The organism is Halalkalibacter alkalisediminis (genome assembly GCF_028610705.1).
GTDB classification, from domain to species: Bacteria; Bacillota; Bacilli; order Bacillales; family Bacillaceae_D; genus Halalkalibacter; species Halalkalibacter alkalisediminis.
Map to the genome: position 1 here is coordinate 203400 of NZ_JAQQWT010000004.1, position 18341 is coordinate 221740.

The window sequence follows — 18341 nt, forward strand, 5'->3', positions numbered from 1 at the left end:
TCAAACAGGCTTAAAACCTTGCAGCGGCTTCGCTCATTGCTGAGAAATAAAAGAAAAAAGTTAAGTTCGTCTTTTTTTAAAGCTTTGCAATGGCTACGCACGCTGCGCTCCTGTTTGAGAAGTTCACTCAAACAGGCTTAAAACCTTGCAGCGGCTTCGCTCATTGCTGAGAAATAAAAGAAAAAAGTTAAGTTCGTCTTTTTTCTTTTATTTCTCAAATCTCTTTCTCTTGGAGGAGGATGGGATTCCTAGTTCATCGCGGTATTTGGCAATGGCTCTTCTGGATACTGTGGTATCTTTTTCGGTTTGGAGCCAGCTGACTATTTTGGCGTCGGATAGTGGCTTTTGTTTATTTTCACTTGCAATAAGCTCCTTCATCCAATCTTTAATCGAGCGACTTGATGTTGATTCTCCGTATCCGTTTTGAACAGATGAGGAGAATAATGATTTTAACTCAATGACTCCTCTTGGTGTATCCGCATACTTGTTCGTTGTCGCTCGACTTACTGTCGACTCATGAACGTCAATCTCATCGGCAATTTCTTTTAAAGTCAAAGGCTTTAATGCCCCGTTTTTATTTAAGAAATAATCTTTTTGATGGCGTGCGATCGCTTCGCCTACTTTCACAATTGTTTGTTTCCGTTGCTGAATGCTTTTCATCAGCCATTGAACTTGTTGGATTTTTTGTTTCGCATATTGAGTAGCTTCAAAATCAGCTTCATTTTTTAACAGTTCTTCATAATGACGATTTAATCCGACATTTGGAATCAAATCATCTTCTAAATGAACCAAAAGATCTCCCTCGTATGGAACAATCCTTAGCTCAGGCTTCACAAACTGAACCGGTTCAGACATATATTGTGTCCCTGGCTGCGGATCCAATGTTTGAATAAGATCATTCACTTCTTGAATTTCAGCAAGGCTCACGCTTAATTCTAAGGAAATTTCTTTCCACTTTCTTTTGGCAAATGACTCCATGAAATGTGTAAGAACTTGTTCAGCTAAAAAATTCCTATTTTCTAGTCGTTCTAATTGCAAGAGGAGGCATTCTTGTAGATCACGCGCTCCCACTCCAGCCGGATCAAAACTTTGTAGCGTAAATAATAGATCTTCTCCTTCTTCCATATCAATGCCAAGCTCTTCACATAGTTCCTCGAGCGGACGGGCTAAATAGCCATCTTCACGCAAGCTGTATATTAGATAGGTAAAATCTTTTTTCTGTTTATCCGTTAATCTTAACTCTTGAACTTGTAATAGAAGATGATCACTTAGATTCGCTCTAGTTACATGGGCATAGTCAATTGGCGAGGGGTGGTCTTCCGTATTAGCACGTGTATACGTTGAATATGAAAAATCTTCCGTTTTGGGTGGTTCTTTCACATCTAACAACGGATTATCAAGTGCTTGATCATTAATAAAACTCGTTAACTCCACTGCCGAAAACTGTAACAAATGAATTGCCTGACGCAACTCTTGAGTCATAACTAGACTCGTTGTCTGCTGTTGGTAAAGACCAAATTGCACAATCGTCCCCTCCCTTACTTAGAAAAAAAATGTTCCATAAGCTCTTTTCAAATATGAAGCTTTGAAAAGCAAATGAATTTATGGTTCTCTTACGCTCGATAAACATCCTACTTTCTTCCCCTTATTTATTTTTATAGAAAGGAGGAGCCTAACTTCCCACCATATATTTTCTCTCTTCTCTATTGTAAGCGCTTTCTAATCTGTATGCTACCCATTGTTTATTTCATTCCTAATCTTATTATATAAGATTAATAAATTCAAAACTATGTTAATGATTGGAGAAACTCGTTTAGATATTTTTAAAACGGTTATTATGAAAGGAGGGTTTAATTATCTTGATATGGAATAGTATGTATAAGGGGTTTTAAAAATGGAGCTTTCGGAATTCATTTTTTAACTTCTAATAAAGAAGGCTTATCATTTGACCTTCTTTGACCATTTTTGTATGATATACATAACTTAATGATATAGGTAGAAAGAATTCTGTTCTGCTTATTATCAACGCACCACACAACACCCAATTTAAAGGAGGAATTTTTCAATGAATTTAATCCCTACAGTTATTGAGCAAACAAACCGCGGAGAGCGCGCTTATGACATTTACTCTCGTTTATTAAAAGACCGTATCATCATGCTAGGTAGTGCAATCGATGATAATGTAGCAAACTCCATTGTTGCTCAATTGCTTTTCCTACAAGCTGAAGATCCTGAGAAGGACATCTCCATTTACATCAATAGCCCAGGGGGTTCCATCACTGCTGGTATGGCGATCTATGACACCATGCAGTACATAAAGCCAAAAGTATCTACTATTTGTATCGGTATGGCTGCATCAATGGGTGCGTTCTTACTAGCAGCTGGTGAAAAAGGAAAACGCTTTGCGCTACCAAATAGTGAAGTGATGATTCACCAACCACTAGGTGGGACACAAGGTCAAGCGTCAGACATTCAAATCCACGCAAAACGTATTATCGAAATGCGCGAAAGCTTAAACAAAATTTTAGCTGAACGCACAGGCCAACCTCTAGAAGTAATCGAACGCGATACAGATCGTGACAACTTCATGATCGCAGCTAAAGCGGCTGAGTACGGTTTGATTGATAAAGTTATTCCAGCTTCAAAATAATTTTTAAAGGGACCACTGCTGAATGTTTGGCAGTGGTTTTTTATCGGTCCGTATTTCGGCGACATTTCCCAATATTCCGTCGACTTCCTGACCGATTCCGGCGACTCTCCCTCTTTTTTCGGCAACTCTCATTTTTTCGACGACTTTCCCTGTTATTCCGGCAACTCTCATTTTTTCGACGACTTTCCCTGTTATTCCGGCAACTTTCCCTCTCTTTTCGGCAACCTCCTCCTCTCCGCCCTCGATACCAGCGCTACACACCACAAAAAAAAGACACCGTTTCCCCTTTCGGTTGTTCGGTGTCTCAGGTTTTATTCTGTTTCAATGAAAGTGCTTAATGTTTCAAGCGCTTCAACTTCATCTTTTCCGTCTGTGATTAATGTAATCGTTGTGCCGTGGCCTAGTGCTAAGCTCATTAGGCCCATGATGCTTTTGGCATTGACTTTTTTCTGATCTTTTTCGATAAACACCTCAGCTACGAATCTTGATGCTTCTTGGACAAAGATAGCAGCGGGTCTTGCTTGTAATCCTGTTTTTCTTTTTACGGTAAGTTCTTTTTTAATCATGGTAAATCATCCTCTCATGTTTTTATTTTTCTACCTCTTCAAACGCTTGACCATTTCGTAATTTATCTGCAATTTGATCAATTTTTCTTAAGCGGTGGTTGACTCCTGATTTACTGACTGTGCCACCATCCACCATTTCCCCTAGTTCTTTCAATGTTACATCTTGATGTAAGACGCGTAATTCTGCAATCTCTCTTAGTTTTGGTGGCAGTTGATCAAGACCCATGACGCGGTCAACATAGCGTATGTTCTCCACTTGTCTCAGCGCTGCCCCGACGGTTTTATTTAAATTAGCGGTTTCACAATTGACTAGGCGATTGACGGAGTTACGCATATCCTTCATGATTCGAACATCTTCAAAATACAGCAACGCTTGATGCGCTCCAATGATGTTGAGAAACTCTGTGATTTTTTCGCTCTCTTTCATATACGTGATGAACCCCTTCTTACGTTCCAATGGTTTTGCATTAAGATGGTATTCGTTCATCAGTTCACATATCGAATCATTGTGCTCCTCATATAAAGAAAAAATTTCGAGGTGGTAAGAAGACGTTTCCGGATGGTTAATTGATCCACCCGCTAAAAAAGCTCCTCTTAAGTATGCTCTTTTACAACAGGCATCTTTCGTCAGTTGTTTGGAGATCGTTCGAATAAAGACAAAACCTTCACCTAGAATGTCCAACTTCTCTAATAATTCCCTTGCCTCATGCTGCATGCGAACAAGGTAGACATTGTTTTTTTTCAGTCTCATCTTTTTTCGAACAAGCAGCTCCACAAACATAGTAGGATACACTCGTTTAATTAACGTGTAGATCCTTCTTGCGATAGCCGCATTTTCTGTTGTGACATCCAAGCTGAGTTTCATTTGACTGAATGACACCGATCCATTCATCCGAATTAATGCAGCTAGCTCTGCCTGTGCGCAACAATCCTCATGTTCAAGCTGCGTTAATTCTTTTTTCGTTTTGGCTGCAAAGGACATCGTCCTCACTCCTTTCAGCCGTGTAGCATGTTGCTGCAACTATCTAGTGGATTTCACTACACGTATATTTGCCTATTTTGATACTCGTAATATAGCCTTAGAAACTTTTATGGCATCATGCCTGAGCATGTTCTCTCGTTCGATGACAAAGTGATCTTTTATGATCGAAATCCCTAAACGAGCTAAGCGTTCTTCATCTACAACGACAGGCGCCGCTCCTTCTTCTGCATAAATTTTTTGAACTTCCGCAGAAACCGGTGACCCATGAACTAAAATATCGTCGACAAGCTCTACTCCACAATGATCCATAATTGCTTGAATATGATCACCTGCTGAGTAATGGTCTGTTTCACCTACTTGAGTCATCACATTGCAAATATAGACCTTTCTCGCTTTTGACTTTTGAATGGCTTTTACCATACCAGGAACAAGTAGATTTGGAATAACACTAGTGTATAGACTTCCTGGTCCTAATACAATTAAATCGGCTTCTTTAATCGCTTGTATGCCATTTTGCAATGGCCTAATATTTTCTGGTGTTAAAAACACTCGTTTAATCTGCTTTTTCTCAAGAGGGATGAGCGATTCCCCTGTAACAACGGTGCCATCTGTCATCTCTGCATGAAGAACGATGCTTCGGTTCGAAGCCGGGTACACATTCCCTCGCACATTTAATACTTTGCTTATTTCCGCAATCCCTCTCGCAAAATCACCCGTGATCGACGTCATTCCAGCCAGCAAGAGATTTCCTAGCGAATGACCCGATAAACCGTTTCCATTTGCAAACCGATGTTGGAACAATTCTTCTACTAGAGGTTCGACCTCCGATAAAGCGATTAACACATTTCGGACATCCCCTGGTGGAGGAATGTCCAGTTCCTTCCGAAGTCTTCCTGAGCTTCCACCGTCATCGGCTACTGTGACAATTGCTGATATATCAACAGGAAATTTCTTTAGCCCTCTCAGTAAAACCGATAACCCTGTTCCGCCCCCAATAACGACTACATTTTTCTTCTTTGTCACTTATGACCATCCTTTTCAATGTCACGGTGACTTCTATGCACAGTATATTCATCCGCAAAGGCGTTGCCAAAATACTCTGCTAACGTTACAGATCGGTGTTTTCCACCAGTACATCCGATCCCGATCACGACTTGGCTTTTTCCTTCTCTTTTATATTGTGGGAGCATGAATTTTAATAAATCCAATAACTTCTCAATAAATTGCTGCGTTTCCGTCCACTTTAGCACGTAAGAGGACACTTCTTCTTCCAGTCCTGTTTTCGGTCTCATATGATCAATATAGTGCGGGTTCGGTAAAAAACGAACATCAAACACAAGGTCGGCATCGATTGGCATCCCATACTTAAAGCCAAACGACATCATATTCACCGTAAACGGATGTTTCTCATCTAAGGAAAAACGTTGAATGATTTTCTCGCGTAGTTGGATCGGCTTCATCTCAGTTGTATCAATGATTTGCTGAGCTCGACCTTTCATTTCCTCTAGCATTTCTCGCTCTAAACGAATGCCTTCAAGCGGTAAACCGTTTGAGGCTAGCGGATGAGAACGTCTTGTTTCTTTATAGCGTTGAACGAGCTTAGCGTCCTTGGCATCTAAAAATAAAATTTGTAACTTGTAATTTAGTTTTAAGGAGAGACTAATAGAGTCAATCGCTTCAAATAAGTGATCGAAAAACTTGCGACCGCGCAAATCGATTACAAGTGCAACTTTATTCATTTTACCGTTGGAGCCCTCAATGAGCTCGACAAACTTAGGAATCAAAGCAGGAGGAAGGTTATCGACGCAAAAGTAGCCAAGATCCTCGAAGCTTTGAACCGCTACTGTTTTCCCGGCTCCTGACATACCTGTAATTATGACAATTTGAATTTCTTCTTGCTCGACCGTCATCCTATCACTCCTTTAGGCAAATTCTGGGGTCAAACGATACGAAATCAACTTAAACTCTTTCGTATAATAAAAGGTTCCATACAATAACCCATGGCGATTTAACACATGTTGAAACATCCATGCATCTCCTTCTGCCATCGGTAATTTGGCTATGTTCTTTATCTGTTTCCATTCTAGCTTTCCTTCAGGAGATTGTTCAAAAAGCTGCCCTTTAAAGCTTGTAGCTTGAAAGGTAAACATCATCCATTCGTCTACTGGTTGGCCTTGGTCCATGATCACGATGGTGGAAACGGCTCGCAGTTCAGCATCCGAAACGTTAAGTCCGGTTTCTTCACGAAATTCTCGCTCTGCTGACTCCTTGATCGTTTCACCTGGTTCCATCTTTCCACCTGGTGCCACCCACCAGCCACGCCTTGGCTTTTGTAATAGTAATGCTTGATCTCCGCTGGTTAGTACACAATTTGTAATCCGTTGCAACCGCGTCACCTCACGTTCTCCTATTAGAGCTTGCTCGTGATGATTCTTTCGAACAAACGAAGCAGCAATGAGCGCAGCCGCTACACTGGCAATGGATTGCAAAATTAACCCTATAAGGGCATTTTTTTGCCTTGCAAACACGCTCTATTGTTTTATTATACAATTAATTAAATGGTCTAACAATTGCTAGAATAAGGGAACGTTGCTTTTTTCATATATATGTACGTTTTGTGAAGGTGAAAAAAGAGAAAAAAAGGGCACGGACAGAAGTCCGTGCTAAAAGTATATAAAAAAGGGGGTCAATTACTTATTTATATCTTACCCTTTTTATGTTTCATCTGTGTTACAGAACCATTAAGAACGAATGACGAAACATTACTGTTTCGCTATAAGCCATGCTAGCTTCAACTACGCCTTCGTCTTCTCACTTAAAGACTCAAGATAATGCTGAGCATTTTGGGCAGCTAGGCTACCATCACCCGTTGCTGTTACAATCTGGCGAAGCGATTTTTCACGAATGTCACCTGCTGCAAAAATACCAGGTACTTTCGTTTCCATCTCTTCATTTGTTTCAATGTAACCATCCGCATTCGTGATGCCTAGATTTTTGACACTTTCGTTAAGCGGAAGCATGCCGATGTAAATGAACACGCCGTCGGTTTTGAACTCTTTTTCTTCGCCGTTTTCAGTGCTGACTAGAGTCACACTTCCAACTTTTCCGTTTTCACCGTTGATTTCTTTCACCGTATGGTTCCAGATGAAGTCTATTTTTTCGTTATCGAACGCACGTTGTTGTAGAATCTTTTGGGCACGAAGCTCATCACGACGATGAACGACCGTTACTTTTGAAGCAAAACGTGTTAAATACACAGCTTCTTCAACAGCAGAGTCCCCTCCACCTACAACGACAAGCTCTTTCCCTTTGAAAAAGGCTCCGTCACATACCGCGCAATAGGAAACCCCACGGCCACTAAGTTCTTTTTCACCTGGCACGCCAATTTTTTTGTATTCAGCCCCTGTTGATACAATGACTGCACGAGCCTTGTATTCTTTGCTTCCTGCTTTCACGATTTTCAAATCGCCTTCATCAAGGATTTCTTTGATGTCGCCGTAGCCATACTCAGCACCAAATTTTTTCGCATGCTCAAACATCTTGTTTGAAAGCTCTGGTCCAAGGATATGATCAAAACCAGGGTAGTTCTCTACATCCTCTGTATTGGCCATTTGACCACCAGGAATTCCACGTTCTATCATAATCGTTGAAAGGTTCGCACGAGAGGTATACACGGCAGCTGTCATTCCAGCTGGACCCGCTCCTGCAATCACAACATCATAAATTTTTTCTTCACTCATTTTATTCACTCCTTTTAGCAACAATCTCTTCACTTCGTTTACACACTCATATCGTAGCGAATAACCTTAAAGTTGTCTAATGTTCTGCTCAGCTTAATCAACCCAAATATCGTACGTAATCTCGCTTGGGTCCAGTTCGCCCGTCAATTGTTTTTTCACTAGAACTTTCGCTTGTTTCGATCCTAACTCAGCCGCTCTTTTAAACGTCGCTTTTGCTTTCACTTGCTCTCCTACATGATAGAGAGCGACTCCATAGCTAAAGAGCAATTCAGGACGTAACTCAAGCTCAAATCTTCCTAAGTCCTTTAACCGTTCATAGGATAAACGATATTCTCCGACAGCGCAAAGCGTTTCAGCAACTTTCACATAATGATCTCCATCAATTGGATACACTCTGCGTAATGAGTCGATAAACGGTTCGGCTTTTTTAGCATCTCCATCTTTCATGTAAAACAAAGCTAAATTGGCGATCGTGAATAAATTTCCTTGATCTTGTTCTAGTACGGATGAACAGATATCAAAGGCAGACTCATCCCCGAGTCTAAAGAGAGCTTCAGCCAAGTGATTATGAGCAGCCCAATACGTTGGGTGTTCAAGGATGATGGCTTGCAAAAGGGGAATGGACGCTTCGATCTCACCTTTTCGAAGCAAAGTCCGAGCACGTTCATGCTGAGCAATGAGTTCATCTTCATCGTCCTCTAACTCATCCCAGTCATCTTCTTCCTCTCGCTCAAAATGAAGCAATTCTAATAAATCTTTTGCATCCTCTGTAAACCGCTCATTCGGACTCGATTCTAAATAGCGCAAAATCATCCGTTCCGCTTTTTCAAAAAGACCTAAATAAGCGTAGTTATTTGCCATGAAAAAATAACATTCATCTACTTGATCTTCTCTTTCGTCTAATACATTTTGTAATATTTCATTCGAGCGCTCGTACTCCCCGATCTCTGAGAGAACTGCTGCTAACTGAACATGAAAAACCGGTTCTGTATTAGTGATCTTAACGGCTCTTTCTAAAAGCTTAATCGCACGATGCAGATGGTTTTTACGGTATGCCTCTATCCCACGATGAAAGAAATAATCCCCCGTTTGGAACAGCGGGACGACATTGCTTTTTTCATGTTCGTTTTTAGGTGATAATCCCATGAAGTTTCGTTCCCTCCAGCTTCTCATTCATACCTTTCAGTATACAACATTTTCAGGAGTGTGGGGTATTGTTTTCACACACAAAGACACCTCCCTGATTCTTCCAGAGAGGCATGCTTGTTTCTTATTTATGTCTTTCTTCAAGTACAGCGAGCACCTCATCAAGCGGTAGCTTTTGTTCACGAAGAAGCACCAATACGTGATACAACAGATCGGCGACTTCCCATTTTAATTCTTCTGGGTCACGGTTTTTCGCGGCGATAATCACTTCGCCCGCTTCTTCTCCGACTTTTTTCAAAATTTTATCGACGCCTTTTTCAAAAAGATAAGTCGTATAAGCGCCCTCTGGCATTTCCGCTTCTCTTTCTGCGATGACTTGCTCAAGCTCATCAAGAATCGCAAAACGAGTCGGATTCGTCCGGACTATGTTTTCTGCAAAAAGAGAATCAGCAAAACATGTATACTCCCCTTTATGACAAGCCGGACCAGCCGGAACGACTAACACCACAAGGGAATCCGCGTCGCAATCATAGCGCATATCAATGATTTGCTGCGTGTTTCCTGACGTTGCTCCTTTATGCCAAAGCTCTTGGCGCGAACGGGAGTAGAACCACGTTTCTCTCGTTTCAAGCGATTTCTCAAGTGATTCTTTATTCATATAAGCAAGTGTCAACACTTCCTTGCTCCCTGCATCTTGAACGATTGCAGGAACAAGTCCGTTTTGATCAAATGTAATCTTTTCAACTGTCATCGTACGGCCACACCCTTTTCTTTTAAATAGGTCTTCACTTCGGCGACCGAGGTTTCTTTGTAATGAAAAATCGATGCGGCCAGTGCTGCATCTGCTTTCGCATCTTCAAACACATCGGCAAAATCTTCTTTCTTTCCTGCACCGCCAGAAGCGATAACGGGTACCGTCACAGCCTCATTGACCGCTTTCGTTAGAGCGAGGTCAAATCCTGTTTTCGCCCCGTCTTGATCCATACTTGTTAATAAAATCTCTCCCGCACCTAGACGTACAACTTCTTTCGCCCAAGCGGTGACTTCCCAATCGGTTGCCTTTCGTCCGCCGTGCGTATAGATGCGCCACGACCCTAACTCTTCGTCATATTTCGCATCGATCGCCACGACAATACATTGCGAGCCAAAGAAATCAGCACCCTCTTTAATAAGTTCAGGACGGTTCACCGCTGCCGTGTTCAGAGACACTTTATCCGCACCCGCCCGAAGGACACGTTTCATGTCTTCAAGTGCGTTGATTCCTCCACCAACGGTAAAAGGAATCGAAAGCGTACCCGCCACTTGCTCGATCACCTCGACCATCGTCGCGCGACCTTCATGGGATGCAGAGATATCGAGGAAAACGAGCTCGTCTGCTCCTTGTTCATCATAAAACGCGGCTAGTTCCACAGGATCGCCCGCGTCACGTAAATCCACAAATTGGACGCCTTTGACGACACGTCCTTCTTTTACATCCAAGCAAGGCACGATTCGTTTCGTTAACATCCTATTCGCCTCCTTGCAACGCTTCTTCTAATGTAAATTGGTTCGTGTAAAGCGCCTTCCCCACAATCGCTCCACTCACACCACGATTTTTACGTTCACGCAACTCTGTTAAATCGGCTAAAGAGCTCACGCCACCAGAGGCAATCACTTGCTTGCCCGTCGCTTCTGCTAAACTCGTAATCGCTTCTGTATTCGGGCCTGAAAGCATGCCGTCACGAGAAATATCGGTAAAAATAAACACCTCTGCCCCGTGACGAGCAAGCTCCTGCGCGAGCGTTTCTGCTTTCACAGAAGACGTTTCAAGCCAACCTTCTGTCGCAACAAATCCATCACGAGCATCTAAACCAATCGCAATTCTTTCTCCGCCGTATGTAGCGAGCATTTCCTTTGTAAAACTTGGGTTGTTGACCGCCACACTCCCTAGGATCACACGGTCTACGCCTTGATCAAGGTAAAATGCAACATCTTCCGCTGTGCGAATGCCACCGCCGACTTGCACTTTTGCCTCTAACTCTTTGGCCACACGAAGCACATGCTCATGGTTCACACGTTTTTTCGCTTTTGCGCCGTCTAAGTCAACCATGTGAATCCACTCAGCACCCGCATCAGCAAACACTTTTGCCATATCAAATGGAGAATCTCCATAAACCGTTTCTTGATCATAATCTCCTTGAACCAAACGAACACATTTGCCGTCTCTCATATCAATCGCTGGATAAATCACAAAATTACTCACGCGTTTTTCCTCCTTGTGTGACAAGCTCTCCGTAATTTCTGAGAATCGCCATTCCGACATGACTGCTTTTTTCTGGGTGAAACTGCGTACCAAGTACATTCTCACGTCCGACAACAGCTGGTACGGTTACATCATACTCACTTGTCGCAATTAAGACATCTTCTGCCTCAGTTTGGACGACATATGAATGAACAAAATACACATGACCTTCTTCCACATCTTTTAAGAGGTCGTTTTCAGGTTGTCTGAACGTAAGCTTGTTCCAGCCCATATGAGGCACTTTATACATTACGCCACCCGCGTCATGTCCGACAAAACGTTCCACTCGTCCTGGAAGAAGAGCGAGCCCTTTTGTCTCCCCATGCTCCGTGCTTTCTTCAAACAAAAGCTGCATCCCTAAACAAATGCCAAGAAGCGGTTTGCCACTTGCTGCCCACTCTTTTAAAAAGTCGCTCATGCCCATTTCATTTAACGTTTTCATCGCATCTGGAAATGCCCCCACACCTGGAAGCAATAGTCCATCTGCTTTTTTCAACTGTTCGATATCATCTGTTAACACATAGTCTAACTCTAAACGCTCCAGTGCTTTACTCACACTGTGCAAGTTGCCCATCCCGTAATCAACAATGCCGATCATCCTATAACATTCCTTTCGTGGACGGGACCCCTTTTACCCGCTCATCGATACTTGTTGCTTCATCCAGCGCACGCGCTAATGCTTTAAAGACCGCCTCAATCATATGGTGTGTGTTATGACCATAGTGAACGATAATATGAAGGTTCATTCGAGCTTCGAGCGCAAGCTTCCACATGAATTCGTGAACAAGCTCCACATCAAATGTCCCCACCTTTTGACTTGGGAATTCAGCTCGAAACTCCAGATGCGGACGGTTACTTAAATCCACAACCACTTGAGCGAGCGTTTCATCCATCGGAACAAACGCATTTCCGTACCGACGAATTCCTTTTTTATCACCTAACGCTTCTTTCAGTACATGACCCAGGCAAATGCCAATGTCTTCGGTCGTATGGTGATCATCGACTTCGGTATCACCATTTGCCTCGACTTTCAAATTATAATGACCGTGCTTGGTAAAAAGATCAAGCATATGCGTTAAAAACGGGACACCCGTTTCTAACTCTGATTTCCCTTCTCCATCGATCGTGAAATCCATTTTAATTTGTGTTTCCCCTGTGTTTCTTTCGATTTGTGCGCGTCTTTCCGTCATCTTATTTATCCTCCAACCTAATATCAATTGCACGTGCGTGAGCTTCTAAGCCTTCTAAGCGAGCTAGTGCAGAAATTTTATGGCCATTCTCTTCTAATGCTTGCTTGCTATATGAGATGATGCTTGATTTCTTCGTAAAATCATCGACATTCAATGGACTTGAAAAACGAGCGGTCCCATTGGTCGGCAAGACATGATTCGGTCCCGCAAAATAATCACCAACCGGTTCTGAGCTGTATGGTCCAACAAAAATGGCTCCGGCGTGACGGATTTTCCCGATTACATTCATCGGCTCTTCTGTTAGGATTTCGAGGTGCTCTGGTGCCAGTTGATTGACGACATCGATCGCTTCCACTAGGTCATGAGCGACATAAATGACGCCATAATCACGGATGGATGCTTCAGCAATCGCTTTTTTTGGCAATGTTGCTAATTGCCGTTCTACTTCTGTTGCCACCTGCTCCGCTAGTTGTTTTGATGTAGTGACTAAAACGGCAGATGCTTGCTCATCATGCTCCGCTTGAGAAAGCAGGTCTGCTGCAATAAAACGAGGGTCTGCCTTTTCATCGGCTAGCACCACGATCTCACTCGGTCCAGCAATCATATCAATATCGACTTTGCCAAACACCGCTCTTTTCGCAAGCGCCACGTAGATGTTTCCTGGACCCGTAATTTTATCAACCGGTTTAATGGAATCTGTTCCATAGGCAAGGGCCGCAATCGCTTGGGCTCCACCGACTTTGTAAATTTCTTTTACCCCGAGTTCTGACGCTGTTACAAGTACACTCGCCGGAAGCTTGCCATCCGCTCCCGCCGGTGACACCATGACGATCCGATTAACACCAGCTACTTGAGCGGGAATGACGTTCATCATAATCGATGACGGATACGCCGCTTTTCCACCCGGCACATAGACACCGACTGAATCCAACGCCGTAATTTTTTGACCAAGAATCGTTCCGTCTTCTTTCGTCGTCATCCACGATTGTCGTTTTTGACGTTCGTGGAAGTCACGGATGTTCGTGATCGCTTCTCTTAGAGCTTGAATGAGGTCGTCATTGATCTCGGCATAAGCCCCTTCTAACTCTTGATTGGTCACTCTTAGGTTGAGTAGATCCGCGCCATCAAATTGTTTCGTGTAGGCACGAACCGCCTCATCGCCGGTTTCTTTCACTTGTTGGATGATTGCTTCAACCGCCGCGCGTTGCGCCTCTGTTCCAGTATCGAGGTCTCTCGTTAAGCTCACATTCGCTGTTACAGGAACGATCTTCATGCTTCTTCCCCCTCGATGACTAGCGAGAGACGTTCAACCATTTGATCAATCCGCTCATCCTGCATGCGATAGCTCACAGGATTAACGATTAAACGTGACGTAATTGGCACAATCGTTTCCAGTTCCACTAGACCATTTTCCTTTAATGTACGTCCTGTTGAGACAATATCGACAATGCGATCAGCTAGACCAATTAGTGGCGCCAGCTCAATCGAACCATTTAATTTGATAATTTCAACTTGCTCGCCTTGCTCTTTAAAATATTGCGTCGCAAGGTTTGGATATTTCGAAGCGACTTTTGGATTGATGTCTTTCTTTTCATAGCCTGGTAGGCCCGCAACCGCTAAGTAGCACTCACTAATTTTTAAATCAAGCACTTCATACACAACTCGTTCTTCCTCGATCATCGTATCCTTACCCGCTACTCCGACATCGGCCACACCGTGCTCCACGTAAGTAGGTACATCCATTGGCTTCGCAAGGATAAAGCGCATTTTTTCTTCCGGTACATCTATAATTAACTTGCGCGAATCATCAAACTCAGCCGGTAAGTTATAGCCAGCTTTGCGCAATAGCTCAAGCGCTTCTTCAAAAATTCGCCCCTTCGGCATCGCAACTGTTAACCACTCGTTCATGTTACGCCTCTCCTTTCTTCTGCCCAATGAAATAGTGAACCTCAGTAAATTGTTCCGACATTCCGTCTACATCCGTCACTCCAGCGATGTCTTGAACGACAACGGCTTCTCCTGCTTCTCTTAAGCTTTGTGCCTCTTGAAAGGCCTCCGCTCGTCTTTCTTTGCTGAAAATGATACAGGTTTTTTTCCTCTTTGATGCTTTTTCTCCGATCGCTTCAACAAGCAGATCTAATCTTAATCCGAATCCAGTCGCTTGGCCTGGGCGCTCAAATTTTCCAAGCAATTCATCGTAACGACCACCACTACAAAGCGGCACACCTAGGTTGCTGCCGTAGCCTTCAAACACAGCTCCTGTATAATAGCTCATGTGTAAGACCAGATTAAGATCGAGCTTGACGTAGTCTTCGATGCCGTAGCTTTCTAGCACTTGCCAAAGTTCTTCAAGCTCTGCTAATGCTTTTGTCCCTTGCTCATTTTGAACAAGCTTAGCGGCGTCTTGCAGTATCGATTTCCCACCGCGAAGTTTCATTAGACCAAGCAGTCGGCCTTTATCAATCGAGGAAAGTGGCAAGTTCTTCACATGCTCACGGAATCCTACGTAATTTTTTTCATATAGAAAACGTCTAAGAGCATCTGCCCGCTCTCCGACGATATCATTTAGTAATGCATTCACATACCCGATATGACCAATCGCAATTTTAAAATCACCTAAACCTGCACGCTTCAGTGATGACACCATGAGCGCAATCACTTCGCCATCGGCACTTACCGTACCGTCGCCAATTAACTCGACACCGATTTGCTCAAACTCAGCTGGCTTGCCGCCCTCATGCTGCTGCGCGCGGTACACATTGGATTGATAAGATAGTCTGAGAGGATATGCCTCCCCCTTCATACTCGATGCAACAAGTCTTGCGATCGGTGCAGTCATATCCGGTCGAAGCACTAATGTATTCCCTTGTTGATCAAGCAATTTAAACAATTGCTGATCCAAAATAGCTGACGCTAATCCGACTGTTTCGTAATATTCCAACGTCGGTGTTTCGATCATTTGATAACCCCAACTCGTCATTTCATCTTCAAGTTGCTCTCTTACTTGCTTTTTCATCTCATACATTTCTGGCAATGTATCCCGCATTCCAAGTGGCTTTTCAAACATAAATGGCTTAGACACTGACTCGTCACTCCTTCATGGTCTCCGTTGTCTGCTTGCTGCAGATCCCCGAGATGTATCAAGAACATCCTCTTTTTCTATCTTTCCTATCATTCGCTTTTTTTGTCAAAATACCTGTTTTTTTGTTTAAAACATTTCGCTTTAGTTCGCTAATGTGCTAATAAGATAAAGTATGTACCTAGTTTACATGGAGGTGTGAACAACGTCAACCGTTTTGTGCTAGTTTTCTAATCAATTGTGTAGAAAAATTTGAACTCAACTAATAATTCAGTATTTTCTGTGTATAACTGTTGATAATGTGGATATCTTGTGGGTAAACCGGAGTTATACACAGTGTCAGAGATTCCATTTTTGATTTCCTCCATTACTCAGTGTGGATGACTTACTTTTTATGCTGTTCTAAATACGTTTCCGGCAATTCACCTTATACCGAGGTAGACTTTCGCTATTGTAAAAGGCACTCCGCTTTTTTCGGTCTGTTATACCATTTTATCGGTCACTCCGACTCACATATCAGTCAGTTCCTCTCCCTCGCCCTCTCGCCACAACAAAAAAACCTCAGCGCAACAACAGTTGGGCTGAGGCTCTCATTTTTGTTAGACCGCTTGATCCGTACGCATACTTGAATCGCTTCCTCGTTTGGTTCTTTGAATAAAGAACGCAACTAAGGCAATCCCGACTGCGACTAAGTCCATATAGATATTCGCATTGATTAATGTGATCGATGCCGCTAGTAATAAAATTCGTACAATCCAGTTTGTTGTTGCTCCTGCAAACCAGCCTTGAACCATCGCTGCTAAGAAATAGATTCCAACAGAGGCGGTAATGACGGCTAGTGTAATGCTTCCTGCAGAACCAACCATCAAGATTTCTGGGCTGTAGATAAACATAAACGGTACGATGAAAGCAGCGATTCCAAGTTTAAACGCAGTGACACCGGTTTTAAATGGATCGGTACCGGCTACACCTGCTGCGGCATAAGCAGCTAGTGCCACTGGTGGCGTAATTGCGGACATAACCGCGTAATAGAACACAAACATATGAGCAGATAATGGCTCAAGTCCCATTTGAATAAGGCCAGGTGCGACAACCGATGCAGCAACGGCATAAGCGGCTGTTGTTGGCATACCCATTCCTAAAATGATCGAAATGAACATCGCGAACACTAAGCCAAGAAGCATGTTGTTGTCAGCGATACCAAGTAGCATCGAACTAAAACGTTGACCGACTCCCGTTAAGGCAATGACCCCTACGATAATACCAGCGCATGCACAGACTGCTAATAATTGAATGGTATTTTTCATCCCGAGTTCGAGGGCTGTTACGATTTTTTTCAGACCCATACGAGTTGATGGCTGAATCCAACTGACGACTAGACAAGCAATAATCGCGACTGTACCTGAGCGAATAACGGAGAATCCCATTAACAACGCTCCAATTAAGATGATAATCGGAACAAACAAGTAAGCTTGTTTTAAAATTCCTTTTAAAGAAGGCAATTCGCTGCGCTTTAAGCCTCTCATGTTGTTTTTGATCGCTTGGAAATCGACCATAAAGTAAACCGATAAGAAGTAAAGCAAGGCTGGGATCGTTGCGGCAATAATAATCTCTGAATATTTGATTCCTGTTACTTCTGCCATGATGAAGGCACCGGCACCCATGATCGGAATCATGATTTGACCACCGGCTGAAGCCGTTGCTTCCGTTGCGGCTGCGAATTGGCCTTTGTATCCGACACGTCTCATTAAAGGAATCGTGAGGGAACCTGTCGCAACGGCATTACCCGCCGACGTCCCGTTCATCATTCCCATTAATCCACTTGAAATAACCGACACTTTTGCTGGGCCCCCGCGCATTCCACCTGCAAGCGAGAACGCAAAGTCGATGAAGTACCGACCGACACCAGACATTTGTAAAAAGGCACCGAAAACGATGAACAGTAAAATATATTTAGATGAAACATCCAATGTCACACCGAAAATCCCGTTATCCTTGAAGATATAAGTAACAAAACGGTCGAAGCTGTAGCCTCTATGATTTAAAATACCAGGTAAATAGGGACCTACAAACGCATATAACGAGAAGATCCCCGCTAAGATTGGAAGCGTCCAACCACTTGTACGGCGCGTTAATTCTAATACTACGATAAAACCTAAGACAGCGACGATCGTATCATGTGTTTGTGGAACGGTTCCAAAACGACTTAATACTGCTGTTAGATTCGTATAAATGTAGAATGTGACGTACAGAATCGCTGCAATTAACAACCAGTCAAAGATTGAAACTTTATTGGAGTTCGACTTCCATCCTTTAAATAAAATAAATCCTAGTACCGCCCCGAAAGCTAAGTGAACACTTCTAAAAATTAATGGATCAATCGGATGAAAATTTAAGATATAAAGATGGAACAATGCTCCAAACACGGCAATTCCCATAAAGGCATATTTCAGCCACCCCGATAAGACTCTCATATTTGAATTGCCATCAACAGCTTCTTCTAATTCTTTTGCTTTTTCGTCACTGACGATCGACTGCACTTCTTCTTGTTCAATCAGATTGTTGTTTTTATTTTTACTCACTGAAATGACCTCCCCGTTTTACATTCTCTACCTATCAAAGAACACCTCTCTAGAGTGAAAGGTTTTAAAAAATGGTATTCAAAAAGGAATCTACTTCCCTTTGATACCTTTTTGAATATCATTTT

At 42.9% G+C, this 18341-nt stretch carries 19 protein-coding genes; 1 reads left to right on the forward strand and 18 read right to left on the reverse strand.

Going from position 1 to position 18341, the window contains the following annotated elements:
* Window positions 1-207 precede the first annotated feature (207 nt).
* A complete protein-coding gene (gene rpoN / locus PQ474_RS08185; RefSeq protein ID WP_273841755.1) occupies window positions 208-1524 on the reverse strand; it encodes an RNA polymerase factor sigma-54 in 1317 nt (438 codons plus the stop codon).
* 541 nt (window positions 1525-2065) lie between these two features.
* Here rpoN and clpP point away from each other — a divergent pair.
* Window positions 2066-2650, forward strand: a complete 585-nt coding sequence (gene clpP / locus PQ474_RS08190; protein ID WP_273841757.1) for an ATP-dependent Clp endopeptidase proteolytic subunit ClpP — start codon at window positions 2066-2068, stop codon at window positions 2648-2650.
* 3 nt (window positions 2651-2653) lie between these two features.
* Here clpP and PQ474_RS08195 read toward each other — a convergent pair whose 3' ends face one another.
* The 17 genes from PQ474_RS08195 to PQ474_RS08275 all read right to left on the reverse strand — a co-directional run bounded on the left by PQ474_RS08195 (window position 2654) and on the right by PQ474_RS08275 (window position 18216).
* Window positions 2654-2914 carry a hypothetical protein gene (locus PQ474_RS08195; protein ID WP_273841759.1) on the reverse strand — a complete coding sequence of 87 codons (261 nt, stop codon included), beginning with the start codon at window positions 2912-2914 and terminating at the stop codon, window positions 2654-2656.
* Window positions 2915-2961: 47 nt separating this feature from the next.
* Window positions 2962-3216, reverse strand: a complete 255-nt coding sequence (locus PQ474_RS08200; protein ID WP_273841761.1) for an HPr family phosphocarrier protein — start codon at window positions 3214-3216, stop codon at window positions 2962-2964.
* A 22-nt stretch (window positions 3217-3238) separates the two neighbouring features.
* Window positions 3239-4198: a DNA-binding protein WhiA gene (gene whiA, locus PQ474_RS08205; RefSeq protein ID WP_273841764.1), complete on the reverse strand. Its 960-nt coding sequence runs from the start codon at window positions 4196-4198 to the stop codon at window positions 3239-3241.
* A 72-nt stretch (window positions 4199-4270) separates the two neighbouring features.
* Complete coding sequence (locus PQ474_RS08210) at window positions 4271-5221, reverse strand: gluconeogenesis factor YvcK family protein (protein WP_273841766.1); 951 nt, start codon at window positions 5219-5221, stop codon at window positions 4271-4273.
* Window positions 5218-6108: an RNase adapter RapZ gene (rapZ, locus tag PQ474_RS08215; RefSeq protein ID WP_273841768.1), complete on the reverse strand. Its 891-nt coding sequence runs from the start codon at window positions 6106-6108 to the stop codon at window positions 5218-5220. Before rapZ ends, PQ474_RS08210 begins: the two co-directional genes overlap by 4 nt.
* Window positions 6109-6120: 12 nt before the next feature.
* Window positions 6121-6594, reverse strand: a complete 474-nt coding sequence (locus PQ474_RS08220; RefSeq protein ID WP_273842146.1) for an NUDIX hydrolase — start codon at window positions 6592-6594, stop codon at window positions 6121-6123.
* 399 nt (window positions 6595-6993) lie between these two features.
* On the reverse strand, window positions 6994-7938 hold the full coding sequence (trxB, locus tag PQ474_RS08225; protein WP_273841770.1) for a thioredoxin-disulfide reductase: 945 nt from the start codon (window positions 7936-7938) through the stop codon (window positions 6994-6996).
* 93 nt (window positions 7939-8031) lie between these two features.
* Window positions 8032-9084 carry a tetratricopeptide repeat protein gene (locus PQ474_RS08230; protein ID WP_273841771.1) on the reverse strand — a complete coding sequence of 351 codons (1053 nt, stop codon included), beginning with the start codon at window positions 9082-9084 and terminating at the stop codon, window positions 8032-8034.
* A gap of 124 nt (window positions 9085-9208) precedes the next feature.
* Window positions 9209-9835, reverse strand: a complete 627-nt coding sequence (gene hisIE, locus PQ474_RS08235) for a bifunctional phosphoribosyl-AMP cyclohydrolase/phosphoribosyl-ATP diphosphatase HisIE (protein WP_273841773.1) — start codon at window positions 9833-9835, stop codon at window positions 9209-9211.
* A complete protein-coding gene (gene hisF, locus PQ474_RS08240; protein WP_273841775.1) occupies window positions 9832-10590 on the reverse strand; it encodes an imidazole glycerol phosphate synthase subunit HisF in 759 nt (252 codons plus the stop codon). The genes hisIE and hisF overlap by 4 nt, the downstream gene beginning before the upstream one ends.
* 1 nt (window position 10591) lies before the next feature.
* Window positions 10592-11326, reverse strand: a complete 735-nt coding sequence (gene hisA, locus PQ474_RS08245; RefSeq protein ID WP_273841777.1) for a 1-(5-phosphoribosyl)-5-[(5-phosphoribosylamino)methylideneamino]imidazole-4-carboxamide isomerase — start codon at window positions 11324-11326, stop codon at window positions 10592-10594.
* Window positions 11319-11963 (reverse strand): imidazole glycerol phosphate synthase subunit HisH, encoded by a 645-nt coding sequence (gene hisH, locus PQ474_RS08250; RefSeq protein ID WP_273841780.1) that lies wholly within the window; start codon window positions 11961-11963, stop codon window positions 11319-11321. Before hisH ends, hisA begins: the two co-directional genes overlap by 8 nt.
* 1 nt (window position 11964) lies before the next feature.
* Window positions 11965-12555: an imidazoleglycerol-phosphate dehydratase HisB gene (hisB, locus tag PQ474_RS08255; RefSeq protein ID WP_273841782.1), complete on the reverse strand. Its 591-nt coding sequence runs from the start codon at window positions 12553-12555 to the stop codon at window positions 11965-11967.
* Between the two features lies 1 nt (window position 12556).
* Window positions 12557-13828, reverse strand: a complete 1272-nt coding sequence (gene hisD, locus PQ474_RS08260; RefSeq protein WP_273841784.1) for a histidinol dehydrogenase — start codon at window positions 13826-13828, stop codon at window positions 12557-12559.
* Window positions 13825-14463 carry an ATP phosphoribosyltransferase gene (hisG, locus tag PQ474_RS08265; protein WP_273841786.1) on the reverse strand — a complete coding sequence of 213 codons (639 nt, stop codon included), beginning with the start codon at window positions 14461-14463 and terminating at the stop codon, window positions 13825-13827. The genes hisD and hisG overlap by 4 nt, the downstream gene beginning before the upstream one ends.
* A 1-nt stretch (window position 14464) precedes the next feature.
* Window positions 14465-15637 (reverse strand): ATP phosphoribosyltransferase regulatory subunit, encoded by a 1173-nt coding sequence (locus tag PQ474_RS08270; protein ID WP_273841788.1) that lies wholly within the window; start codon window positions 15635-15637, stop codon window positions 14465-14467.
* 596 nt (window positions 15638-16233) lie between these two features.
* Entirely contained in the window at window positions 16234-18216 is a 1983-nt protein-coding gene (locus PQ474_RS08275; RefSeq protein ID WP_273841790.1) for a TRAP transporter permease, read from the reverse strand.
* Between the last annotated feature and the right edge of the window lie 125 nt (window positions 18217-18341).

Coding starts and splice junctions, on each gene's coding strand:
- clpP (WP_273841757.1), top strand. CDS start 2,066: ATGAATTTAATCCCTACAGTTATTGAGCAAACAAACCGCGGAGAGCGC.
- PQ474_RS08200 (WP_273841761.1), bottom strand. CDS start 3,216: ATGATTAAAAAAGAACTTACCGTAAAAAGAAAAACAGGATTACAAGCA.
- whiA (WP_273841764.1), bottom strand. CDS start 4,198: ATGTCCTTTGCAGCCAAAACGAAAAAAGAATTAACGCAGCTTGAACAT.
- rapZ (WP_273841768.1), bottom strand. CDS start 6,108: ATGACGGTCGAGCAAGAAGAAATTCAAATTGTCATAATTACAGGTATG.
- trxB (WP_273841770.1), bottom strand. CDS start 7,938: ATGAGTGAAGAAAAAATTTATGATGTTGTGATTGCAGGAGCGGGTCCA.
- PQ474_RS08230 (WP_273841771.1), bottom strand. CDS start 9,084: ATGGGATTATCACCTAAAAACGAACATGAAAAAAGCAATGTCGTCCCG.
- hisIE (WP_273841773.1), bottom strand. CDS start 9,835: ATGACAGTTGAAAAGATTACATTTGATCAAAACGGACTTGTTCCTGCA.
- hisF (WP_273841775.1), bottom strand. CDS start 10,590: ATGTTAACGAAACGAATCGTGCCTTGCTTGGATGTAAAAGAAGGACGT.
- hisH (WP_273841780.1), bottom strand. CDS start 11,963: ATGATCGGCATTGTTGATTACGGGATGGGCAACTTGCACAGTGTGAGT.
- hisB (WP_273841782.1), bottom strand. CDS start 12,555: ATGACGGAAAGACGCGCACAAATCGAAAGAAACACAGGGGAAACACAA.
- hisD (WP_273841784.1), bottom strand. CDS start 13,828: ATGAAGATCGTTCCTGTAACAGCGAATGTGAGCTTAACGAGAGACCTC.
- hisG (WP_273841786.1), bottom strand. CDS start 14,463: ATGAACGAGTGGTTAACAGTTGCGATGCCGAAGGGGCGAATTTTTGAA.